A 19,437-nucleotide genomic window follows, 5' to 3' on the forward strand; every position below is an offset into this window, starting at 1 on the left:
CCCGGCGCGTGTCAAGACATGACTAACTAGGTTATATAGGAGAGGCGCTATGGAGATCGTCGCGGAGGGGCTCGCCTTTCCCGAAGGGCCGGTGGTGATGGCCGACGGGTCGGTGATCGTCGTCGAGCTCGCCGGCGGGCGTATCACGCGCTGCTGGAACGGGCGCAAGGAGACGGTCTGCGACATCGGCGGCGGGCCGAACGGCGCGGCGATCGGCCACGACGGCGCGCTTTATGTATGCAATAACGGCGGGCTCGACCTCGCCAAGTTCCAGAACGCCCGCGGGCCGGGGCATGAGGGGCGGATCGAGCGCGTCGACCTGACGACGGGCAAACATGAGCGGCTCTACGACGCGTGCGACGGCATCGCGCTCGAAGCGCCGAACGACATCGTCTTCGACGCCGACGGCCGGATGTGGTTCACCGACCTGGGCAAATCGCACGACGGCATCCGCACCGCGAGCGGGTTGTTCGCGGCCTCGCCCGACGGATCGGCGATCGCCGCGATCAATCGCCACGCGATCTCGTACAACGGCGTCGGCCTGTCGCCCGATGGCCAACACGTCTATGTCGCGGACACGCATCAGGCGCGGCTGTGGCGTTACGACCGGCGCGTCGAGGAGCAGAAGCCGGTGTGGGTTGCGACGGCGCCGGGGGCGGTGGGTTTCGACAGCCTGGCGGTGACCGCAGCGGGCAACATCTGCGTCGCGACGCTCTATGAGGGCGGCATCTCGACGATCACGCCCGCGGGCGCGGTGACCAAGCTCGACATTCCGGGCGAGCGCTATGTCACCAATATCGCCTTTGGCGGCGTCGACATGCGCGATGCGTGGATTACCCTGTCGACGACGGGCCGGCTGGTGAAGACGCGCTGGGACGAGCCCGGACTGGAGCTTCATTATAATGGCTGATTTGGCACAGGACCGCGACGCGATCCGCGACCTGCTCGCGCGCTATACCTATCATGGCGACCGCGGGCGGCTCGGCGAGATGACCGCCTGTTTCGCCGACCACGGTATACTCGAATATCTGGGCAAGGCGCCGCGGGGGCCGGCCGCGATCGCGGCGGCGCTGGCGTCGGGCACGCGCGACGCGCGGCTGACCTTCATCCGCCACCATATCACCAACCCGCTGATCGCGGTCGAGGGCGATAGTGCGACGGCGCGGAGCTATTTCACCGTGCACAGCAATTTCGGGCCCGACCATAGCGGCACCTATGACGACCGGCTGGTGCGCACCCCCGATGGCTGGCGTTTCGCGCACCGGCGGGTGCGGATCGATTGGCAGGCCGACGGGTCGCTGTTCGAGCGGATGACGTCGCGCTGATCCTTCTTTCAAACGCTGCGCTCTGAAAATTTCGCGCAAAGACGCAAAGACGCAAAGACGCGAAGAGGCCGGGCACGCCCTGCAAATGCCCTGTATGCGCAAAGCGCCCCCCAAAAAATAGGCCTGCGGCAGGCGAGTGGCGCGGCCGCCATACACAACCTCTTTGCGTCTTTGCGTCTTTGCGCGAAACAAATCGAAACCGACAGGAGCGCATGTCGATCCGTGGCAGTATTGACACTTAAGTGTCAATTTGACATCGAAGTGCCATGTCGCAACGCTATACCGATTTCGAACGATTCGCCGACGAGGTCGCGCGGCTGCGCGGGCGGATGCGCGCGCTGTTCGCCGAGACGCGCGCCGAGAGCGGGCTGCCCGAAATGGAACTGATGGTGCTCACCGCGGTGGTCAACGCCGCGGCGTCGCCGACGGTCGCGCAGATCGGGCGCAGCCTGGGACATCCGCGGCAGGTGGTGCAGCGCGCCGCGAACCGGCTCGCCGAGCTGGGGCTGATCGCCTTTGCCGACAATCCCGAGCACAAGCGCGCGTCGCTGATCGTCGCGACCGAGGCGGGGCGCAGCTTGAAGGCGGCGGACCATGAGCGCGCGCAGGCGGTGACGCGCGCGGTGATGGCGCGGATCGACGCCGCGACCTTCGCCGATGCCGCCACACGGATGCATGCGATCCGCACCGAGATCGAAGCCTATCTGCGGGAGCGCGAGGCATGAGCGACGAACTGGCAGCGCTGGCCGATGTCGGACGGCTGACCGCATGGCTCGACGCGCATATTCCAGCGCTCGGCGACGGGCCGCTCGAAGTCGCGAAAATCCATGGCGGCACCTCGAACGTCATCCTGTCGCTGCGCCGCGGCGGCGCGACGCTGATCCTGCGCCGTCCGCCCGCAGTGCCGCCGCCGGGGAGCGAGAAGAGCGTGCTGCGCGAGGCACGGGTGCTCACGGCACTGAACGGCACCGATGTGCCCCACCCCGTCTGCCACGGCAGCTGCGCCGATCCGGAGGTGATCGGCGCGCCCTTCTATGTCATGGAGCTGGTCGAGGGCTGGCCCGCCGACCTGACCGACGGCAAGATCCACGACCGCCCGCCCTTCGACAAACCGCCGCACGCGTGCGAAGTGCCTTTCGCGATGGTCGACGGGCTGATCGCGCTCGCCAATGTCGATTACAAGGCTGTCGGGCTCGAGGATTTCGGGCGCCCCGACAATTTCCTCGAGCGGCAGGTCGATCGCTGGGAAGGCCAGATCAAAAGCTACAAGCGCCTCTATGACTTCGAGTGGCGCGAGCTGCCCGGCTATGCGCTCGCGCGCGACTGGCTGCGCGCGAACCGGCCCAGTGATTTCCGCCCCGGCATCATCCATGGCGACGTCGGCACGCCCAACGCGCTCTTCGCCTTCGACCCGCCGTGCCGGCTGACCGCGCTGATCGACTGGGAGCTGTCGACGATCGCCGACCCGCTGCTCGACCTCGCCTGGTTCTGCAACGGCATCCGCGACGAGCGTTTCCCGGGCCATATCCCCGAAAAGTCGCTCTACAACGTCATGGACTGGCCGACGCGGCAGGAGCTGATGGTCCATTATGCCGCGGGCACCGGCCGCGACATGGCGAGCTTCGACTATTACCTGATCCTCGCGATGTTCAAGGGCGGCTGCATCCTCGAATATAAGGTCGCGCAGGCCGCCAAGGGCATCCTCAGCGCCGAGACCGGGCGCTTCTTCGACCGGCTGGTGCGCGGCAATTTCGCCGAGGCCGAAAAACTCATCCGCCTGATCGGCTGATCCCCATCCTCCGGACAAGGACGACGACATGATCGATTTCCGCATCGAACCCGAATTGCAGGCGAAGCTCGACTGGATGGCGGCGTTCGTCCGCGAACAATGCGAGCCGATGGACCTGCTCTTCCCCGGCCATGGCGCGCCCTACGACGTCGCAAACAAGGAATCGCGGGCCTATATGAAGCCGCTGCAGGACCAGGTGAAGGCGCAGGGTCTGTGGGGCTGCCACCTCGACAAGGAGCTTGGCGGGCCGGGTTATGGGCAGCTGACCCTCGCGCTGATGAACGAGATTCTGGGGCGCAGTTACTGGGCGCCGACGGTGTTCGGCACCGCCGCGCCCGACACCGGCAACAGCGAGATCCTCGCGATGTTCGGGACCGACGAGCAGAAGGCGACCTATCTCCAGCCGCTGATGGACGGCACGATCGTCTCCTGCTTCTCGATGACCGAGCCGCAGGCGGGCGCCGACCCCAAGGAATTCACCTGCCGCGCGTGGCGCGAGGGCGACGAGTGGGTGATCGAGGGCGAAAAATGGTTCTCGTCGAACGCGCGCTTTGCCGCTTTCCTGATCGTGATGGTGGTGACCAATCCCGAGAACCCGCCGCACGGGCGCATGTCGATGCTGATCGTACCGACCCACACGCCGGGGGTCGAGTTCGTCCGCCATTCGCAGACGATGGGCGACAGCAAGGGCGAAGACGACGGCACGCACGCCTATATCCGCTACAACAAGGTTCGCGTGCCCTTGGACGCGATGCTCGGCGGGCCCGGCGAGGGGTTCAAGGTCGCGCAGGCGCGGCTCGGCGGCGGGCGCGTGCATCATGCGATGCGCACCGTGGGCAAATGCCAGCGCGCGATCGACATGATGCTCGAACGCGCGGTGTCGCGGCGGACGCAGGGCAAACCGCTCAGTGAGCATCAGTTCGTGCAGGGCGCGATCGCCGATTCGATCATCGAGCTCGAACAGTTCCGCCTGCTGGTGCTCAAGACCGCGTGGATCATCGACAACGAGCCGCACGGCGCGGCGCGCACACATATTGCGATGTGCAAGGTGCAGATGGCGAAAGTCTATCACGACATCGTCCAGCGCGCGATCCAGCTGCACGGCAGCCTGGGCATGACGCTCGAGCTGCCGCTCGCCGACATGTGGATGGGCCTCCCCGCAATGGCACTGGCCGACGGCCCGACCGAAGTGCACAAGGTCCAGGTCGCGAAGGCCTATCTCAAAAATGCGACGCCCGCGCCGGGGCTGTTCCCGAGCGAACATATCCCGACCCGGCTGGAGGCGATCCGGGCGCGGGGCTGAGAGGAGAGTTCGCATGACCACCCGCCATCTCGTCGACAGGCAGATCGCGCCGTTGCTCGACATGTTCCCGCCGATCGATCTCGCATCGGCGCCGATCGCCGAACTGCGCGAGCAGGCGGGCCGGGCCTATGCGATCATGCCCCCGCCCGCGATTCTGCCCGAGGAAGTGATCATCCCCTCGGTGCACGGCGGACCCGATATCGCCGTCTATCTCTATCGCCCGGCCGAGACGAAGGCGGGCGGCGGCGCGATCCTGCATATTCATGGCGGCGGCATGGTCATGGGCTCGGCCAAGGATATCCAGACCAGCCCGGCGATGCTCGCCGTCTCGGCGGGGGTGCCGGTGGCGTCGGTCGAATATCGGCTGGCGCCCGAACATCCTTTTCCCGCGCCGCAGCAGGATTGCCATTCGGCGCTGATGTGGCTCGCTGGGCAGGCCGAGACGCTCGGTTTCGATGCGCGGCGGATCGTCGTCGCGGGCGAAAGCGCGGGCGGCGGGCTGGCGGCGGCGCTGGCGATCATGGCGCGCGATCTCGACGGGCCCGCGATCGCGGGGCAATTGCTCACCTATCCGATGCTCGACCATCGCACGGGGAGCGACGCCTGCCCCTATGCCAATCCGAACACCGGCGAATTCATCTGGACGCGCGCGAGCAACCGCTTCGGATGGCGCGCGCTCAAGGGCGATTATACCGCCGATGACGATCGCAAGGGCTGGTTCTCGCCCAGCCTGGCCGAAGACCTGTCGAACCTGCCCCCTGCCTATATCGCGACGGGCAGCCTCGACCTCTTCTTCGACGAGAATCTCGATTATGCGCGGCGGCTGACCGCGGCGGGCGTGCCCGTCGAAATCCACAGCTATGCCGGCGCGATCCATGCCTTCAACGCGGTGCCCGGCGCCGCGATCGCCGACCGCTGCAACGCCGGACTGATGGCCGCCGCCGCCGCGATGACCGCCCCTTCAGGAGAATGACATGACCCCCGATCCGCTGTTCGATTTCACCGGCAAGGTCGCGCTCGTCACCGGCGGGTCGCGCGGGCTCGGCTATCGCATGGTGAAGGCGCTCGCCGAGCGCGGCGCTGACGTCATCGTGGCGAGCCGCAAGCTCGAGAATTGCGAGATGGTGGCGGAGGAATGCCGCGCGCTCGGGCGCAAGGCGATGGCCTATGGCGTGCATTGCGGGCGCTGGGACGAGATCGATGGACTTATCGCAGCGACTTATGCGGAGTTCGGGTGCGTCGACATATTGATCAACAACGCCGGCATGTCGCCCGCCTGCCCCAGCCACGAGATGCCCGAGAACCTCTTCGATTCGGTGCTCAATCTGAACTTCAAGGGCCCCTTCCGCCTCGCGAGCCAGGTCGCGTTTCGGATGAGCGAGGGCGACGGCGGCTGCATCATCAACATCAGCTCGACCGGCGCGCTGATGCCGCTGCCGATGGTGATCCCCTATGGGTCGGCGAAGGCCGCGCTCAATGCGATGTCGGTGTCGCTGAGCCGCGAATATGCGCCGAAGGTGCGCGTGAACACGATCAGCCCGGGGCCGTTCCTGACCGATATCGCCGAGGCCTGGGACCCGAAGAAGCGCGAGACGCAGCCGGTCGCGTTAGGGCGCCCGGGGCGGCCCGAGGAGATCGTGACTGCCGCGCTGATGCTGGCGAGCCCTGCGTCGTCCTATACGACGGGAGCGCTGGTGCGCGTCGATGGCGGGCAGCAGTGATATTCCCCTCCCTGCAAGGGAGGGGCTAGGGGTGGGTCGCCGCAGGCGTTCTTTCTTTGCCGCCTACCCACCCCCGCCCCCTCCCTTCCAGGAAGGGGAGAAATTAGCGCCGGAACCCCGCCAGCCGCTGGTCGAGGATCGCTTCGGCCTCCGAGATGATCCGGTCGATCAGTTCCTGACAGGTCGGGATATCGTGGATCAGCCCCTGGATCATGCCCGCCCAGAAAACGCCCTTCGACAGGTCGCCGGTCTTGAGCAGTTCGCGCCCCGCGGTGCCCGCGACCAGTTCCTGCACGTCGCTGAACTTCGCGTCGGGCTCGGCGAGGCGACGGACGACCTCTTCGCTGACCGGGCTCTTGCCGACGCGCGCGGTGTTCTTGAAATTGCGGAAAATGAGGAAGCTGCCGCGCTCGTCGTTATCGAGATAGGCCTGCTTCACATTGTCGTGGACCGGCGCCTCTTTCGTGGCGCAGAAGCGCGTGCCCATGTTGATGCCCTCGGCACCCAGGCTGAGCGCCGCGACGAGGCCTCGCCCGTCGCCGAAGCCACCCGACGCAAGCATCGGGATCTTCACCTTGTCGGCGGCGGCGGGAATCAGGATCAGGCCGGGGATATCGTCCTCGCCGGGGTGCCCCGCGCATTCGAAACCGTCGATCGAGATGATGTCACAGCCCGCCTTCTCGGCCGACAGCGCGTGGCGCACCGCGGTGCATTTGTGGAGGATCGTCACGCCATGCGGCTTCACCCGCGCCCATATCTCGCGCACCGCTGGGGTGCCCGCGGTCTCCATGATCTTGACCCCGCTCTCGACGACGGCGTCGGCATAGGCATTGTAATCGGGCGAGTTGATCGTCGGAAACACCGTGAGGTTCACGCCGAAAGGCTTGTCGGTCAGCGAGCGGCAGCGTTCGATCTCGTCGCGCAGCGCCTGCGGGCTCGGTTGGGTCAGCGCGGTGATGATGCCGAGGCCGCCGGCGTTCGACACTGCGCTCGCCATCTCGGCGGTGCCCACCGCCTGCATGCCGCCTTGGACGATCGGATGCTCGATACCCAGCATTTCGGTGATCCGCGTCTTGAAACCCATCTGCCCATCCTCCAATAGTTATATAACTTGGTTATACTTCTAAACGCATGATGACAAGAGGTGTCCGATGACCGCTCCCCTGCCCCGCGCCGTTCGGGCCGACGAACTCGGCCCGCCCGAAAACTATCGCCTCGTCGAACATGATCCGGGCCCGCCGTCGCCCACTCAAGTGAGGATTTCTATCAGGGCGGCGGGGATCAGCTTCGTCGACGTGCTCACCGCGGGGGGCGGCTATCAGGTCAAGCCGCCGGTTCCCTTCATCCCGGGCAGCGAATGCGCGGGGGTGGTCGAGGCGGTCGGCGCCGAGGTGACCGGGCTGGCGGTCGGCGACAAGGTCGTCGCGAGCGGCTGGGGCGGCATGTTCGCCGAGGCGGTCAACCTGCCCGCGCGGGTGGTGCGCAAGATGCCAGCAGCGCTGACGTTCGAGGAAGCGGCGGTGTTTCCGGTGAGCTATGCGACGGCGTGGCATGCGCTGGTCGATCGCGGTCAGCTGAAGGCGGGCGAGACATTGCTGGTGCTCGGTGCCGGCGGCGCGACGGGCTATGCGGCGGTGCAGATCGGCAAGCTGCTTGGCGCCCACGTGATCGGCTCGGCGTCGGACGCGGCCAAGCGCACGCTGGCGACGGCGGGCGGTGCCGATGCGGTGGTCGATGCGCGCGGCGGCGACTGGCGCGAGGCGGTCAAGGCAGCAAACGCCGGCAAGGGCGTCGATGTCGTCTTCGATCCCGTCGGCGGCGACGCGACCGATCCGGCGTTTCGCTCGCTCGCCTGGAACGGGCGGCATCTGGTGGTCGGCTTCCCGGCCGGGATGACGGCGCTCAAGACGAACCTCCCGCTGCTCAAGGGCGCGAGCCTGATCGGGGTCGACGTTCGCCAGTTCGGGATTTTCGAGGCCGAGAAGAGCGAAGCCAACCGCGACAGGATTTTTGCATTGGCGGGCGGAGGCAAGCTGCGGCCGGCGGTGGCCCGGACCTATCCCTTGGAAGAGTTTCGCGCGGCGATGGCGGACGCGGCGGCAGGCAAGAGCGCCGGGCGGATCGTGCTGGTCATGGACTAGGTCCAGTCGGCTTCGACTGCCGTCAGACGGGCGCGCCAGTCGGGTCCCGGCAGCAGCGCTTCGAACTCGCTCTTCAACCGCGCTACCAACTCAGCCACGGGCTCGACCGCGTCGATCAGACCGACGCTCTGCCCCGCGCTCCAGATGTCGCGCCAAGGCATTACGCCCTCGGGCATCGGCGAGCGGATGTTGGGCAGCGCCTTGGCGTCGAGCCCGACCGCCTCGATCGACGGACGCATCCAGTGCGCGGGCACGCCGTTCATCGCCGCAGAGGCGACGATATCGTCGGCATTGACGGCCGGGATCATGGCACGATGCCCCTCGACCACGCCGCTCTCCGGCGTCGCGATGAAGCGCGTACCCATGCAGGCGAGATCGCCGCCGAGCGCCAACGATGCTGCGATGCCGTGCGCGTCGGCGATGCCGCCCGCGACGATCAGCAGCCCGCCGAACATGCGCCGCACCGCGGGGACGAAGGCCATCGGGGTCAGGAACCCCGTATGCCCGCCCGCGCCGGCGCAGGTCAGCATCAGCCCGTCTGCGCCCGCCGCAATCGCCTTTTCGGCGTGTTTCATCGTCGTCACATCGTGGATGACGCGCCCGCCCCAGCCATGGACGCGCTCGACGAGCGCCGAGGGATCGCCAAGGCTCGAGAGGACGAGCGGGACGCGATAGCGTTCGAGCAGCGCGAGGCGGTCGGCGCCCGCGGGATCGCTGCCCCAGCGCGCGGGCATGTTGACGATCGGCGGGGCGCCGCCCGTGTCGGCGAGCGCCGTCAGATAGTCCTCGAACAGCTCGAAGGGCGTGATCGTCCCGCCCTGCCAGCCGCCGATCACCCCCGCGTTGCAGCAAGCCGTCGCGAGCGGGACCGACGAAGCGAAGCTCATCGGCGCGCACATCAGCGGAAGCGAGAGGCCAGCGAACATCGCGGTCAGGCGATCGCCTTCAGTGCGTCGAGGACGCGGACGAAATGGACGGGGTTCCACACATCCTGATCCTCGCCCCAACCGATGCCGCCGTCAATGTCCCAGCGCATCAGCTGGTTTACGCCATAGCCGGCCTCGCTCATCGTGCTGACGACAAAGCCTTCGCTCTGCATTTCGCGGCCATGCTCGTCGATCAGTTCGACTTGCATATGCGTGCTCCAGCCGGTCTGCGGGCTGCGGAACACGCGCATGCGCGATTTCGCGGTGTCGAGGCTGCCGAACTGACCGTCACGGCGGATCCAGCCGGCGTTCATCGGCGACCAGCCGTCGGCATCGCCGTCCTGCACGCGCGCGAAGCCGAGGAAGCCGGTGCTGTCGCGGCGGTGGCCGAAGATATACTGGATGCGGCCGCGGCCGCGCTCGCGTTCGATCTCGCGCCAGCGCGCGCCGCCGGGATTTTTCACGCGCTCCATGTCATTGGCATAGACTTTGGGGCTAGCGGCATAAGGCCCGCCGCGCGGCCCCCAGGTGCGGTCGCGCACGCCGATGCCGTCGATGCGAATACGCTCGCCGCGCAGCGTCATCCAGCCCTCGACATGGCCGAGCTGGTCATAATGCGGCGTGGCCATGAAGGGCGGCCTGCCGGGCGGGAAGCGGTGCGGCTGGTGCAGCCCGGTGTGGGTGAAGTCGAGCGCGAAGCCGCGCGAAGGGTCTTCGTACCGGAGGTGATATTTCATGCCTGGCTCGAGCATCTTGAGGCTGTAGCCGCCGCCGTTCTTGTCGCCCGGGAAGGTGATGTCGGTGAGGTCGGGGGCGTCGGGCATCGGCGCCTCCTCGACCTTGCGGTAATAGGCCATGCGCGCCTGGTCATAGCCTTCGTCGTCCCACGCGAAGATGCGCCAGGTGATCGCCTTGCGGTTGGGATAATAGGGCGCGTGGATCCAGCAGCCGATCTTGCGCTCGGGGATGTTGAACGACCACCAATTGGTCTCGGTCTCATAGGGATCGTCGGACAGCTGGTGGTAGCGGTCGTCCTCGGGCTTGAAAGCGAGGTCTTCGGTCATGCGATACTCTCCAGTTCGTCGAGCGCGGCGGTGAACAGCGCGGCGATGCGGGTCACATCGGCGACCTTCGCGGCATCGGCGATCACGCCCATGTCGAGATTGTCGCCGCTTCGCCGCGAGGTGATGTTGAGAAAACGCCCCGAGCCGATGATCGGCACCGGATAATTGTGGCGCTGGGCAAAGCCGGCGTAGCTGCGCGGCGCGGCGGGGCCGGGCACGTTGGATAGCGTGAGGTTGCCGGGGATCAGGCGTTTGCCGCCCGCGAGGCGATCGGCGAAGGCCGCGCGGCGGTCGCGTGCGCCGAACGGCTTTTCGGCGGCGTCGAGCAGGGCTTCGTCGTGCGGCGTGCGGCGCATCTCGGCGGCCATCGACGCCTGGATCGCGCGGAGGCGCTCGACCGGATCGGCGAGATGGGTCGCGAGATGCGGGTGCAGCGCGACGATGCGGTTGCCGAAATCGCCATGCTCCGGCCGGCGGTACGAGCGCGCAGAATTGATGACCAGCGGCGCGTCGGGAAGCTCTCCGGTTTCTATAAGATAGTTGCGCAGCGCGGTGCTGGCGAGGGTCAGGAAGATGTCGTTGATCGTCGCACCCGCCGCCTTGCCGACCGCCTTCATGCGCGCGAGCGGCAGGCTGATCGTTGCATAGCAGCGCTCGGCGGAGGTCGGTCCCGACAGCGCGAATTCGGGAGTCGGTTCGCGGTCACCCTCATAGGCTTCGAGCGCAGCGAGCGCCTCCTTGCGGCGTGCCGATTGTTCGGCGCGCAGGTCCGCGTCGGCTGCGAAGCGCGCATCGGCCTTTTCGCGCCATTTCTCGGGCTCGGGTAGGCGCGCGTCGGCGAAGCGCGCGGTCGCGGGCGGGGCGGCGTCGCTGAGCAGGCCCATCACGGCCTGGAACCCGATGCCGTCGGCGACGCCGTGGTGCATCTTGAGATAGAGCGCGCTGCCGCCCTCGGCGAGGCGTTCGAAGACGTGGACGGCGAAGGGGGGACCCGAGAGGTCGAGGCGGCGCATGTTGAGTTTCGCAACCGACGCGTAAAGGTCGGCTTCGCTCCACGCACCGTCATGTGGTTCGACCGCGATCAGGCTTTCGAGATCGGCATTGGCGATATCGGCCCAGACGTCGCTGTCATAACCATCGGGCGCTTCGTGCAGCCGCACCAGCAGCGGCGTCGCGGGGAGCCGGTCGGCGAACTGGCGGCGGAGCGCGGCGGCGAGCTCGCCCTGCCGGTCCTGGGGCACGTCGAGCAGGATCAGCGCGCCGACATGCATCGGCGAGGCGTCGGTCTCGGACAGGACCATGAAATGATCGTCGGGGCGCAGGCGGCGGACGCCCGGCGCGAGTTTCAGCGGATCGACGGCGCTCATGCCCTACCAGCCGGCCAGATCGGCGGCGCGCGCGCGATGCTCGGCGGGGCTGCCGAGCCAGGCGCGGTCGGCCATCGCGCGGCGGAACCAGTAATTGAGCCCATATTCCCATGTATAGCCGATGCCGCCGTGCGCGGTGACGGCGGCGCGGGTGGTCTGGACATAGGTGTCGCACAGATGCGCTTTCGCCATTGCGGCGGCGCGCGGCGCGTCGGCAAGCTGCGCGTCCCAGGCATAGGCGGCGTACCAGACGAGCGCGCGCGCGGGTTCGACGGCGAGCGCCATGTGCGCGAGCTGGTGTTTGAGCGCCTGGAAACGCCCGATCGGCTGGCCGAACTGCTCGCGCTCCTTGGCGTACGCGACGCTCATGTCGGTGACCTTCTGCGCCCCGCCGAGCGCGTCGGCGGCGACGAGGACGAGCGCGGCATCGGCGAGGCGCGCGGTCATCGGGTCGGCCGCGGCGAAGAGGGTTTCGCCTGCGCCGTCAGCAATGGCCAGTTTCGACATCGGGCGGGTGCGGTCGGCGGCTTTTACGGGTTCGATCGTTGCATCGGCTACCGGAACGAGGCGGACGCCCTTTGCGCGGTCGACGATCAGGAACAGGTCGGCGGCGCGCGCGCTCGGCGCATAGTCGCTGCCGCCGTGGACCAATGTCGCGACCTGCGCACCGCTGGACAGCGCCTCGACATCGCTCTTCCCGCTCGCGTCGACGGCAGCGACCGCCAGCAGCTGCCCGATCAGCGGCCCCGCCGCCGCGGCCTCGCCCGCGACCTCGCAGACGAGCGCGGCGTCGAGCAGGCCCATGCCGCTGCCTGGCGCCAGCATCCCGCCGAGGCCCAGCGCCATCAGCGCGTCCCAGCTGGTGCGATCGAAATCCGCGTCGCCATCGGCGAAGGCATGGATACGCTCGATCGGCCAGCTGTCGGCCAGCGTGCCGCGCACCGCGTTCTGGATCGCCGCCTGCTCTTCGGTCAGGTGGAAATGCACGTCAGCGCTCCCCGCTCATCGCGAGGTCGCGCGGCAGACCGAGGCCGCGTTCGCCGATGATGTTGCGCTGGATGTTCGATGCGCCGCCGGCGATCGAATTGCCGAGGCTGCCCATGATCTGATCGAGCCATTTTTCGGGTCCGCGCGGGCCGCGATTGCCGCGCCCGCCCGCGCCCGCGGGCTCGAGGAAGCCGTGCTCGCCGATCAGTTCCTGCGCGAGCAAGGCCATCTCGTGCCCGATTTCGGTGAGCAGCAATTTCATCATCAGCGCGACCGGGCCGGGGTCCTCGCCCGCGGCGGCGCAGCTGAAGATACGGTAGCTCGAATAGCGGTGCGCCAGGACCGAGCCCTCGATCTGCGCGAGCTTGTCGCGGACGATCGGGTCGTCGATCCGGCCCACTTCCTTCGCGAGATCCACCAGCTTGGCGAATTGCTTGCCGAGGCCGTCGGCGCCGCCGATGCTCGCGCGTTCGTGCTTGAGGGTCGTGCGGCTGACGTACCAGCCCTGCCCGCGCTCGCCGACCTGCCACGCGACCGGCGTCTCGGCATTGTCGAAGAAGAATTCGCAGAAGGTATGATCGCCCTCTTCGCCCGTCATCTGGCGGATCGGCCGGCGGGTGACGCCGGGCTGGTCGAGGTCGATCAGCAGATAGGTAATCCCGTCGTGCTTGGGCGCGTCGGGTTCGGTGCGCACGAGCATGAACATATGCGTCGACTGCATGCCCTGCGAGGTCCAGATCTTCTGGCCGTTGATGACCCACTTGGTACCGTCGGGCGAGAGTTCACCCTTGGTGCGCACGCTCGCGAGGTCGCTGCCCGAGCCGGGCTCGCTGTAGCCCTGCCCCCAGATATAATCGCCCTCGACGGTCCCCCGGATGAAGAGTTCCTTCTGCTCGTCGGTGCCCTTTTCGAGCAGCGTCGGCACGGTCATGTTCATGCCGTTGCCGCCGACCTCCATCGGGGCGCGGGCGCGGGCGAATTCTTCGCGGATCACCTGCGCCTTGATGACATCGACCGGCTGTTCGGAGCCGCCGTAGCGCTTGGGGATCGCGCGATAGAGATAGCCCTCGCCGGTCGCGAGCGCGCGGAAGGTGCGGATGGAGGCCTTGAGATCGGCGCTGCGCGCGTCGGCAGGCGGCGGCCAGTGCAGCGAGAGGAAGGCGCGGACTTCCGCGCGAAAGGCTTCGGCGGCCGCGCCATAGCTCAGGTCCATCGCTCGCTCTCCCTGTATCGTCGGCGAATCTATGCTTGAGTTATATAACTACGTCAACCATGTTGTGCGGCGAGGGAAGCATGATAAGGGGCGCCGATGACCGAAACGACCGATCCGATCCCGCATTACTTCGTCGCTAATGGTGAAGGTTTCGACCCCACCGGCCTGTCGCGCAACCCCTGGTTCGCCGATGCGGTCGCGGGCGGGCCGGTTTCGGCGCTGTTCGGGCATGTGATCGAGCAGGCGAGGTTCGAGCCGGGGTTCGAGATTTGCCGGGTGACGATCGATATCTTGGGCGTGGTACCGCGCGCGCTGCTCACGCCGCGCGTCGTGCCGGTGCGGCAGGGACGGCAGGCGCAGCTGCACCGCATCGAATTGTTCGCGGGCGCGAAGATGGTGGCGCAGGCGCATGTGCTGCTGGCGCGCGACTTGGAAACGCCGGAATTCCCGGCACCGCAGCCGCATCCGGCACCCGAGGATGTGGCGGAGGATAATTTCCTGATCGGCGCGAGCATGGCGGGGGCGATCAAGACGCGGCCGATCATGGGCCGCGTGCGCGAGCCGGGGCGCGGGGTGGCGTGGATGTGCATGAACGGCGAAGTCGTGGCGGGCGTGGCCGCCTCGCCCTTCGTCAAGGCGTGCCTGTTCGCCGATTTCGGCAATGGCGTCGGCAGCGCGACGCACGCGCATGAATGGAGCTATGCCAACCTCGACATCTCGATCCAGTTCTTGCGCAGGCCGCGCGGGGCGTGGTTCCTGCTCGATTGCCATACCGAGGGTGCGGGCAACGGGCATGCGGTGGCGCAGAGCGTGTTTGCGGATGCCGATGGGGTCTATGCCAAGGGGACGCAGACGGTGTTCGTCGGGCCGGGGCGGCCTCGCTAGTCTATTCGCCGCGAAACACCGGCGCGCGTTTCTCGGTGACCGCCGCCAACCCCTCGCGATGATCCTGGGAGCCGAGGAGCAGCGCCTGATTGGGCAGGTTGGCCTGCCATTCGGCCTCCATGCTGCTTTCGAGCGCGCGCTGGATCGACTGCTTGACCGTCGCATAACCGAGCGGCGCCGAGCCTGCGAGTTCGCGCGCCAGTTCCATCCCGCGCGCCGCCAGATCGTCCTTCGCGACCACCTCGCTGACCAAGCCAATGCTCAGGGCCTCCTCGGCGCGGACCTGTTTCCCGCGCAGGCACATCTCCATCGCACGGCCGAGGCCGACGATGCGCGGCAAGAGGAAGGTGCCGCCGAGCGGGGGCATGATGCCGAGCTTGATCCAACTTTCCTGGAACATCGCGCTGTCGGCGGCGATGCGGAAGTCGCAGGCGAGCGCGAGTTCGCAGCCCACGGTCACCGCCGCGCCCTGCACCAGCGCGAGCGTGGGCTTGGGGCAGCGATAGATGGCGCGCGCCGCGCCTTGGAAATTGGCGTAGACGGTGTCCTTGATCTCGCTCGCCGACATGCCGGTCAGGCGTTGCAGGAAAGCAAAATCGGCGCCGACCGAGAAATGCTTGCCTTCAGCGGCGAAGAGGATCGCGCGGACTTCGCGGTCCGCACTCAACGCAACAAAGGCGTCGCGGATTTCGCCGAGCATCTCGGGCGAAGAGGCATTGCCGATATCGGCGCGCGCGACGACGACCGCGGCGATGCCGCCGTCGTGGCGGTCGATGCGGATGTGCTCGAAATCAGCCACCGCCCTACTCTTCCTGCTTCTTCTTTTCGCGCCAGATCATCGCGGTGGCGCTGGTCGAGAGGGTCATGTTGAGCGCCTCGGCATCGAGCGCGGCCTCGAAGGCCCAATCCTCGGCATTGTTGAGGTTCGCCTTCATATAGCGATACCCCATGCGCGGCCCGTCGGCGAGACGACGCGCGGCTTTCATCGTCTCGTCGCGCAGGGCCTCATCGTCGAACAGGCGGGTGTAGAGGCCCTTGGCGAAGGCCTCCTCGGCGCTGAGTTTTTCGCCGAGCAGGAAGAGCTCGCGCGCGACGCCGGTGCCGACGATCTTGGTCCAGAACCAGGTCGATCCGAAATCGCCGCCCGCACCGATGCGGTCGAAGGCGGTGAGGAAGCTCGCGCTTTTCGCGGCGAAGCGCAGGTCGCATGCGCCGGCGATGCCGATGCCCGCGCCGGCGACGGGGCCGTTGACCATCGCGATCGTGGGTTTAGGCATTTCGTGGAGCAGGCGCGAGGTTTCCATGAAGGTGCGGAGGCGCACATGACCCTGTTCGGTACGGCTGCCGACTTGCGGGTTGGCGGGCACGACCGCCTTGTCGGCGCCGCCTTCCTTGAGGTCGCCGCCGGCGCAAAAGCCGCGCCCTGCGCCGGTCACGACGACGCAGCCGACCGACGCATCGCGCGCGGCGTCGGCGCAGGCGTCGGCGAGCGGCGCCATGATCGCGCTGGTCAGCGCGTTGAGCCGGTCGGGCCGGTTGAGGGTGATGGTGCGGACGCCTTCGGCGTCGTCGTCGATCAGGATTTCGTCGCTCATTAATCCTCCCCAAGCTTGCTTGGGGAGGGGGACCGTCCGCAGGACGGTGGAGGGGTTCGCCCTCGCCCACCTCCGCCAATCTTGGCGTATCAAAGCCGCCGTCGCGACCCCTCCACCATGCTTCGCATGGTCCCCCTCCCCGAACAAGTTCGGGGAGGATTCTATCGTCAATCCCCGCCGAGTTCGCGGTGGCGCGCCAGCATCGCTACCGCCTTTTCCGCGAGCTCCTCGGGCACCGCCGGATAGAGCGGCAGCGGCCGCGTCTTGCTCGGCAGCGCGATCGTCGCGGTCGCGCGCACCGTTTCCTCGTCGCGCTGGTTGGTGAATTTCACCGCGACGTCAACCAGGCTCTGCCCGCCCTCCTGCCGCTTCGCGAGCACTTCGCCGGTGACGCGCTGGACGTCGCCCATATAGTTGAACTTGCGGATCTCGTCGTGGATATGGGTGATGACGGCATCGTCGCCCGCCCAGTCGCTGAGATATTGCCACAGGTAATTTTCGCGCATGACGCCATAGTCATAGGCCATCGGATTGCCGATCGCCTGCGCCCACAGCGGATCCCAGTGCAGCCGCTGCGCGACGTCGGGGATGCCATGCTCGTTCTTCACATAGAAGGCGGGGATGCGCTGGCGATTCTTGTGCGCGAGGCGGTTCGCGGTCGGCGCATAGGGCACGAAGCCATAACCGCCGGCGTGGAAGCAGATGACGTCGGTGACGGTCAGCGGGCCCTTGGCCTGCAGGCCGACCGAATCGCCCTTCTCGACGCTTTCGAACCAGCGCTTCTCGGCGCCCTGGACATGCTCCTTGGCGTAGATGTCCTCGATCGCCTGCATTTCCTCGTCGGTATAGCTGGCGGGTTCGATCGCCGAATATTTGCCCTTCTTCACCGCGGTCTTGCGTTCGGTAAGCACGCGCAGGATGCGGTAGACCGCGACGACCTCGCCGCGCTGGTTCATCTTCACGTCGCGGCGCACGCCGATGACCGAGCGGCCGGCGAATTCGGACTGCTTGACCTCGCACGATTCGTCGCCGTTGAAGCTGTAGATCGTGTCGCCGGGAAAGATCGGGCGGTAGAAATCCCATTGCGACCCCGACACGAAGACGTGAACGCCCTTGAATAGGGACTTCTTCAGCGCCTTGATCTCGTCGGGCACGGGGTCGCCCTTCATCGGCTTGTTGATGATGCCCGCCATCATGCCGGGCGCGATCACGCTGCCCCAGCGCGTTTTCTTCGCATAGTGGGGGTCGGTGTAGAGCGGCTTGTCATCGCCCATGCCGTGCGCGAAATTGCGGATATTATCCTCGGTCGCGGTCTGGATATATTCGCGCGTCTTCGCCGCTTGGTCGAATCCCAGCAGCTTGCGCTGCCGCTCGATATCCGCGTCGGTAATCTCGTACGCGACGGCCTTTTGCCACTCATCGCTCTCTTTGATGTCGGTTTTCGCCTCGGCCATCTTAATCTCCCTTGTCACGAGTTATATAACTAGGTAATACATCCCCAAGAGTGACGCAAGGGGATTAAGCCGCAATGGAAGTTCGCCGCATCAGCGATGCCTTGAAGATACGCGCCGGCCATCAGGCCGACGACATCGCGCACGACGATATCCGGCGGCAGATCACCTTCGCCGAATGGGATCGCGAGGCCGACGAGGTCGGCGGCGGGCTGGCGGCGGCGGGGCTGGTTCCGGGCGACCGGGTGTTCCTGCCGATCAGCAATGCGCATGCGGTCGAAATGGCGATCGCGGTGTTCGCGGTCTTCCGCGCCGGCGGCATCGCCTGCCCGATCAGCCCGCGGCTCAATCCGCGCGAGGTCGCCGATTATGCCGCGCTGTGCGAGCCGCGCTTCTGCATCACCGACGCGCCCGAACTGGTCGCGGGGCTCGACCTCGCGGGTTGCTGGCACGTCGGCGAGATGCCGCGCGATATCGCCGCGCTGCCCGACCAGACGAAGCTCGACCCCCATGCCGATGCCGAAATCCTCGGCACCTCGGGCACGACGGGCAAGATCAAGGGCGTCGTGGTGTCACACCCCGATCTGATGACCGGGGTCACCGGCTATAATATGGACCGCTCGCGCTCGACGCTGAACGCGCTGCCGCTCACCGGCTCGGGGGGCAATATCGGCATCGTGATGCTCCCCGCGCGCGGCGGCGCGACCGCGATCACCCAGCAGAAATTCGATCCCAAGGGTTTTCTGGAGCTGGCGCGCGAAAAGCGGCCGAACCTCGTCTACCTCGTGCCCTCGATGCTGCGGCTGGTGCTCGATCACCCCGATGTCGCCGACTACGATATGGACGGGGTCAAATATCTGATGACGGGCACCGCGCCGCTGCCGCACGATTCGGTGAAGCGCGCGTCGGACCTCTGGCCGCACCTCCGCATTCGCAACAGCTACGGTATGTCCGAAGGCGGGGTCGGCATCGGCACGTCGAGCCAGGAACAGGTGCTGAAGCCCGGCTGCGTCGGCAAGATGCCCGCGCATATGCAACTGCGCGACGAGAATGGCCGCGTCGTGACCGAGACCGGCGTGGTCGGCGAAATCTATGGCTGGCAGAAGCATGCGCGGCGCTACTGGAACGACGCCGAAGCGACCGCGACGAGCTTCAAGGGCGGCTGGACCAAGACCGGCGACCTGGGCTTCGTCGACGAGGACGGCGACCTGATCATGGCCGGCCGCTCGAAGGAGTTGATCATCCGCGGCGGCTACAACATCACCCCGCTCGAGATCGAGACGGTGCTGCATCTGCATCCCGCGGTGCAGCAGGCGGCGGTGGTCGGCGTCCCGCACGAGGTGCTTGGCGAGGATATCGCCGCGGCGGTTACCTTGCGCCCGGGCTGCGGCGAGGCGACCGCGGACGACATCATCGCTTTCTGCAAGGCGCATCTGGGCGACAACAAGGTGCCACGGACGCTGGTCGTGCTCGACCATATGCCGCTCAATCCGAACGGGAAGATTTTGAAGAAGGATCTGGCGGAACCGCTGGCGAAGGCGGCCGAAGCGCGGCGGGCGGCTTAAACAGTCCAGGCCCTACCCTTTAGGGGAGGGCAACGAGACTTGGCGGCTTGCCGCCTAGTCGCAGTGGGTGGGGTCCCGCAGCCTCGCGCAACTTCGACATGCCCC

19 protein-coding genes are annotated in these 19,437 nt (G+C 67.0%); 10 read left to right on the top strand and 9 right to left on the bottom strand.

The window, feature by feature from the left end:
• Positions 1 to 49 precede the first annotated feature (49 nt).
• The 7 genes from ATE62_RS02465 to ATE62_RS02495 all read left to right on the top strand — a co-directional run bounded on the left by ATE62_RS02465 (position 50) and on the right by ATE62_RS02495 (position 6,138).
• Positions 50 to 910, top strand: a complete 861-nt coding sequence (locus tag ATE62_RS02465) for an SMP-30/gluconolactonase/LRE family protein (RefSeq protein WP_058810086.1) — start codon at positions 50 to 52, stop codon at positions 908 to 910.
• Entirely contained in the window at positions 903 to 1,325 is a 423-nt protein-coding gene (locus ATE62_RS02470) for a nuclear transport factor 2 family protein (RefSeq protein WP_082662562.1), read from the top strand. Before ATE62_RS02465 ends, ATE62_RS02470 begins: the two co-directional genes overlap by 8 nt.
• A 266-nt stretch (positions 1,326 to 1,591) precedes the next feature.
• Positions 1,592 to 2,050 (top strand): MarR family winged helix-turn-helix transcriptional regulator, encoded by a 459-nt coding sequence (locus tag ATE62_RS02475; protein WP_058810088.1) that lies wholly within the window; start codon positions 1,592 to 1,594, stop codon positions 2,048 to 2,050.
• Positions 2,047 to 3,114 (top strand): phosphotransferase family protein, encoded by a 1,068-nt coding sequence (locus tag ATE62_RS02480; protein WP_058810089.1) that lies wholly within the window; start codon positions 2,047 to 2,049, stop codon positions 3,112 to 3,114. The genes ATE62_RS02475 and ATE62_RS02480 overlap by 4 nt, the downstream gene beginning before the upstream one ends.
• Positions 3,115 to 3,142: 28 nt before the next feature.
• Positions 3,143 to 4,417, top strand: coding sequence for an acyl-CoA dehydrogenase family protein (locus ATE62_RS02485; protein ID WP_058810090.1), 1,275 nt, complete (start codon positions 3,143 to 3,145; stop codon positions 4,415 to 4,417).
• A gap of 13 nt (positions 4,418 to 4,430) precedes the next feature.
• Complete coding sequence (locus ATE62_RS02490; RefSeq protein WP_058810091.1) at positions 4,431 to 5,390, top strand: alpha/beta hydrolase; 960 nt, start codon at positions 4,431 to 4,433, stop codon at positions 5,388 to 5,390.
• A gap of 1 nt (position 5,391) precedes the next feature.
• Positions 5,392 to 6,138 carry an SDR family NAD(P)-dependent oxidoreductase gene (locus ATE62_RS02495; RefSeq protein ID WP_058810092.1) on the top strand — a complete coding sequence of 249 codons (747 nt, stop codon included), beginning with the start codon at positions 5,392 to 5,394 and terminating at the stop codon, positions 6,136 to 6,138.
• Positions 6,139 to 6,241: 103 nt separating this feature from the next.
• Here the strand turns inward: ATE62_RS02495 and ATE62_RS02500 are convergent, their stop codons facing one another.
• Positions 6,242 to 7,222 carry an NAD(P)H-dependent flavin oxidoreductase gene (locus ATE62_RS02500; protein ID WP_058810404.1) on the bottom strand — a complete coding sequence of 327 codons (981 nt, stop codon included), beginning with the start codon at positions 7,220 to 7,222 and terminating at the stop codon, positions 6,242 to 6,244.
• Positions 7,223 to 7,289: 67 nt separating this feature from the next.
• On the opposite strand from ATE62_RS02500, the gene ATE62_RS02505 reads away from it, so the two are divergent.
• The gene (locus tag ATE62_RS02505; protein ID WP_058810403.1) at positions 7,290 to 8,279 is read left to right on the top strand and encodes an NADPH:quinone oxidoreductase family protein; all 990 of its coding nucleotides are present in this window, start codon (positions 7,290 to 7,292) and stop codon (positions 8,277 to 8,279) included.
• On the opposite strand, the gene ATE62_RS02510 is transcribed toward ATE62_RS02505, so the two are convergent.
• The 5 genes from ATE62_RS02510 to ATE62_RS02530 are packed head-to-tail and all read right to left on the bottom strand — an operon-like array spanning position 8,276 to position 13,836.
• Positions 8,276 to 9,205, bottom strand: coding sequence for an NAD(P)H-dependent flavin oxidoreductase (locus ATE62_RS02510; protein WP_058810402.1), 930 nt, complete (start codon positions 9,203 to 9,205; stop codon positions 8,276 to 8,278). The two genes, ATE62_RS02505 and ATE62_RS02510, sit on opposite strands and share 4 nt — an antisense overlap.
• Before the next feature lie 5 nt (positions 9,206 to 9,210).
• On the bottom strand, positions 9,211 to 10,269 hold the full coding sequence (locus ATE62_RS02515; RefSeq protein ID WP_058810399.1) for a DUF7065 domain-containing protein: 1,059 nt from the start codon (positions 10,267 to 10,269) through the stop codon (positions 9,211 to 9,213).
• The gene (locus ATE62_RS02520) at positions 10,266 to 11,636 is read right to left on the bottom strand and encodes a wax ester/triacylglycerol synthase domain-containing protein (protein WP_058810397.1); all 1,371 of its coding nucleotides are present in this window, start codon (positions 11,634 to 11,636) and stop codon (positions 10,266 to 10,268) included. The genes ATE62_RS02515 and ATE62_RS02520 overlap by 4 nt, the downstream gene beginning before the upstream one ends.
• A 3-nt stretch (positions 11,637 to 11,639) precedes the next feature.
• Complete coding sequence (locus tag ATE62_RS02525; RefSeq protein WP_058810396.1) at positions 11,640 to 12,623, bottom strand: acyl-CoA dehydrogenase family protein; 984 nt, start codon at positions 12,621 to 12,623, stop codon at positions 11,640 to 11,642.
• A gap of 1 nt (position 12,624) precedes the next feature.
• Entirely contained in the window at positions 12,625 to 13,836 is a 1,212-nt protein-coding gene (locus tag ATE62_RS02530; protein WP_058810394.1) for an acyl-CoA dehydrogenase family protein, read from the bottom strand.
• 96 nt (positions 13,837 to 13,932) lie between these two features.
• On the opposite strand from ATE62_RS02530, the gene ATE62_RS02535 reads away from it, so the two are divergent.
• Positions 13,933 to 14,721: an acyl-CoA thioesterase domain-containing protein gene (locus ATE62_RS02535; RefSeq protein WP_058810392.1), complete on the top strand. Its 789-nt coding sequence runs from the start codon at positions 13,933 to 13,935 to the stop codon at positions 14,719 to 14,721.
• Between the two features lies 1 nt (position 14,722).
• On the opposite strand, the gene ATE62_RS02540 is transcribed toward ATE62_RS02535, so the two are convergent.
• From ATE62_RS02540 to ATE62_RS02550, 3 genes are all read right to left on the bottom strand, one after another.
• The gene (locus ATE62_RS02540; RefSeq protein ID WP_058810391.1) at positions 14,723 to 15,520 is read right to left on the bottom strand and encodes an enoyl-CoA hydratase/isomerase family protein; all 798 of its coding nucleotides are present in this window, start codon (positions 15,518 to 15,520) and stop codon (positions 14,723 to 14,725) included.
• Positions 15,521 to 15,524: 4 nt separating this feature from the next.
• The gene (locus ATE62_RS02545) at positions 15,525 to 16,316 is read right to left on the bottom strand and encodes an enoyl-CoA hydratase-related protein (RefSeq protein WP_058810389.1); all 792 of its coding nucleotides are present in this window, start codon (positions 16,314 to 16,316) and stop codon (positions 15,525 to 15,527) included.
• Between the two features lie 167 nt (positions 16,317 to 16,483).
• Positions 16,484 to 17,770 carry an FAS1-like dehydratase domain-containing protein gene (locus ATE62_RS02550; protein ID WP_058810387.1) on the bottom strand — a complete coding sequence of 429 codons (1,287 nt, stop codon included), beginning with the start codon at positions 17,768 to 17,770 and terminating at the stop codon, positions 16,484 to 16,486.
• 74 nt (positions 17,771 to 17,844) lie between these two features.
• Here ATE62_RS02550 and ATE62_RS02555 point away from each other — a divergent pair, with 74 nt between their 5' ends.
• Positions 17,845 to 19,332: a class I adenylate-forming enzyme family protein gene (locus ATE62_RS02555; protein WP_058810386.1), complete on the top strand. Its 1,488-nt coding sequence runs from the start codon at positions 17,845 to 17,847 to the stop codon at positions 19,330 to 19,332.
• Positions 19,333 to 19,437: the final 105 nt, after the last annotated feature.

Source organism: Sphingopyxis sp. HIX (genome assembly GCF_001468285.1).
In the GTDB taxonomy this organism is placed as follows: domain Bacteria; phylum Pseudomonadota; class Alphaproteobacteria; order Sphingomonadales; family Sphingomonadaceae; genus Sphingopyxis.

What these genes read in the sequence shown, in the direction of transcription:
- ATE62_RS02465 (WP_058810086.1), top strand. Translation starts at nt 50, where the DNA reads ATGGAGATCGTCGCGGAGGGGCTCGCCTTTCCCGAAGGGCCGGTGGTG.
- ATE62_RS02470 (WP_082662562.1), top strand. Translation starts at nt 903, where the DNA reads ATGGCTGATTTGGCACAGGACCGCGACGCGATCCGCGACCTGCTCGCG.
- ATE62_RS02475 (WP_058810088.1), top strand. Translation starts at nt 1,592, where the DNA reads ATGTCGCAACGCTATACCGATTTCGAACGATTCGCCGACGAGGTCGCG.
- ATE62_RS02480 (WP_058810089.1), top strand. Translation starts at nt 2,047, where the DNA reads ATGAGCGACGAACTGGCAGCGCTGGCCGATGTCGGACGGCTGACCGCA.
- ATE62_RS02485 (WP_058810090.1), top strand. Translation starts at nt 3,143, where the DNA reads ATGATCGATTTCCGCATCGAACCCGAATTGCAGGCGAAGCTCGACTGG.
- ATE62_RS02490 (WP_058810091.1), top strand. Translation starts at nt 4,431, where the DNA reads ATGACCACCCGCCATCTCGTCGACAGGCAGATCGCGCCGTTGCTCGAC.
- ATE62_RS02495 (WP_058810092.1), top strand. Translation starts at nt 5,392, where the DNA reads ATGACCCCCGATCCGCTGTTCGATTTCACCGGCAAGGTCGCGCTCGTC.
- ATE62_RS02500 (WP_058810404.1), bottom strand. Translation starts at nt 7,222, where the DNA reads ATGGGTTTCAAGACGCGGATCACCGAAATGCTGGGTATCGAGCATCCG.
- ATE62_RS02505 (WP_058810403.1), top strand. Translation starts at nt 7,290, where the DNA reads ATGACCGCTCCCCTGCCCCGCGCCGTTCGGGCCGACGAACTCGGCCCG.
- ATE62_RS02510 (WP_058810402.1), bottom strand. Translation starts at nt 9,205, where the DNA reads ATGTTCGCTGGCCTCTCGCTTCCGCTGATGTGCGCGCCGATGAGCTTC.
- ATE62_RS02515 (WP_058810399.1), bottom strand. Translation starts at nt 10,269, where the DNA reads ATGACCGAAGACCTCGCTTTCAAGCCCGAGGACGACCGCTACCACCAG.
- ATE62_RS02520 (WP_058810397.1), bottom strand. Translation starts at nt 11,636, where the DNA reads ATGAGCGCCGTCGATCCGCTGAAACTCGCGCCGGGCGTCCGCCGCCTG.
- ATE62_RS02530 (WP_058810394.1), bottom strand. Translation starts at nt 13,836, where the DNA reads ATGGACCTGAGCTATGGCGCGGCCGCCGAAGCCTTTCGCGCGGAAGTC.
- ATE62_RS02535 (WP_058810392.1), top strand. Translation starts at nt 13,933, where the DNA reads ATGACCGAAACGACCGATCCGATCCCGCATTACTTCGTCGCTAATGGT.
- ATE62_RS02545 (WP_058810389.1), bottom strand. Translation starts at nt 16,316, where the DNA reads ATGAGCGACGAAATCCTGATCGACGACGACGCCGAAGGCGTCCGCACC.
- ATE62_RS02550 (WP_058810387.1), bottom strand. Translation starts at nt 17,770, where the DNA reads ATGGCCGAGGCGAAAACCGACATCAAAGAGAGCGATGAGTGGCAAAAG.
- ATE62_RS02555 (WP_058810386.1), top strand. Translation starts at nt 17,845, where the DNA reads ATGGAAGTTCGCCGCATCAGCGATGCCTTGAAGATACGCGCCGGCCAT.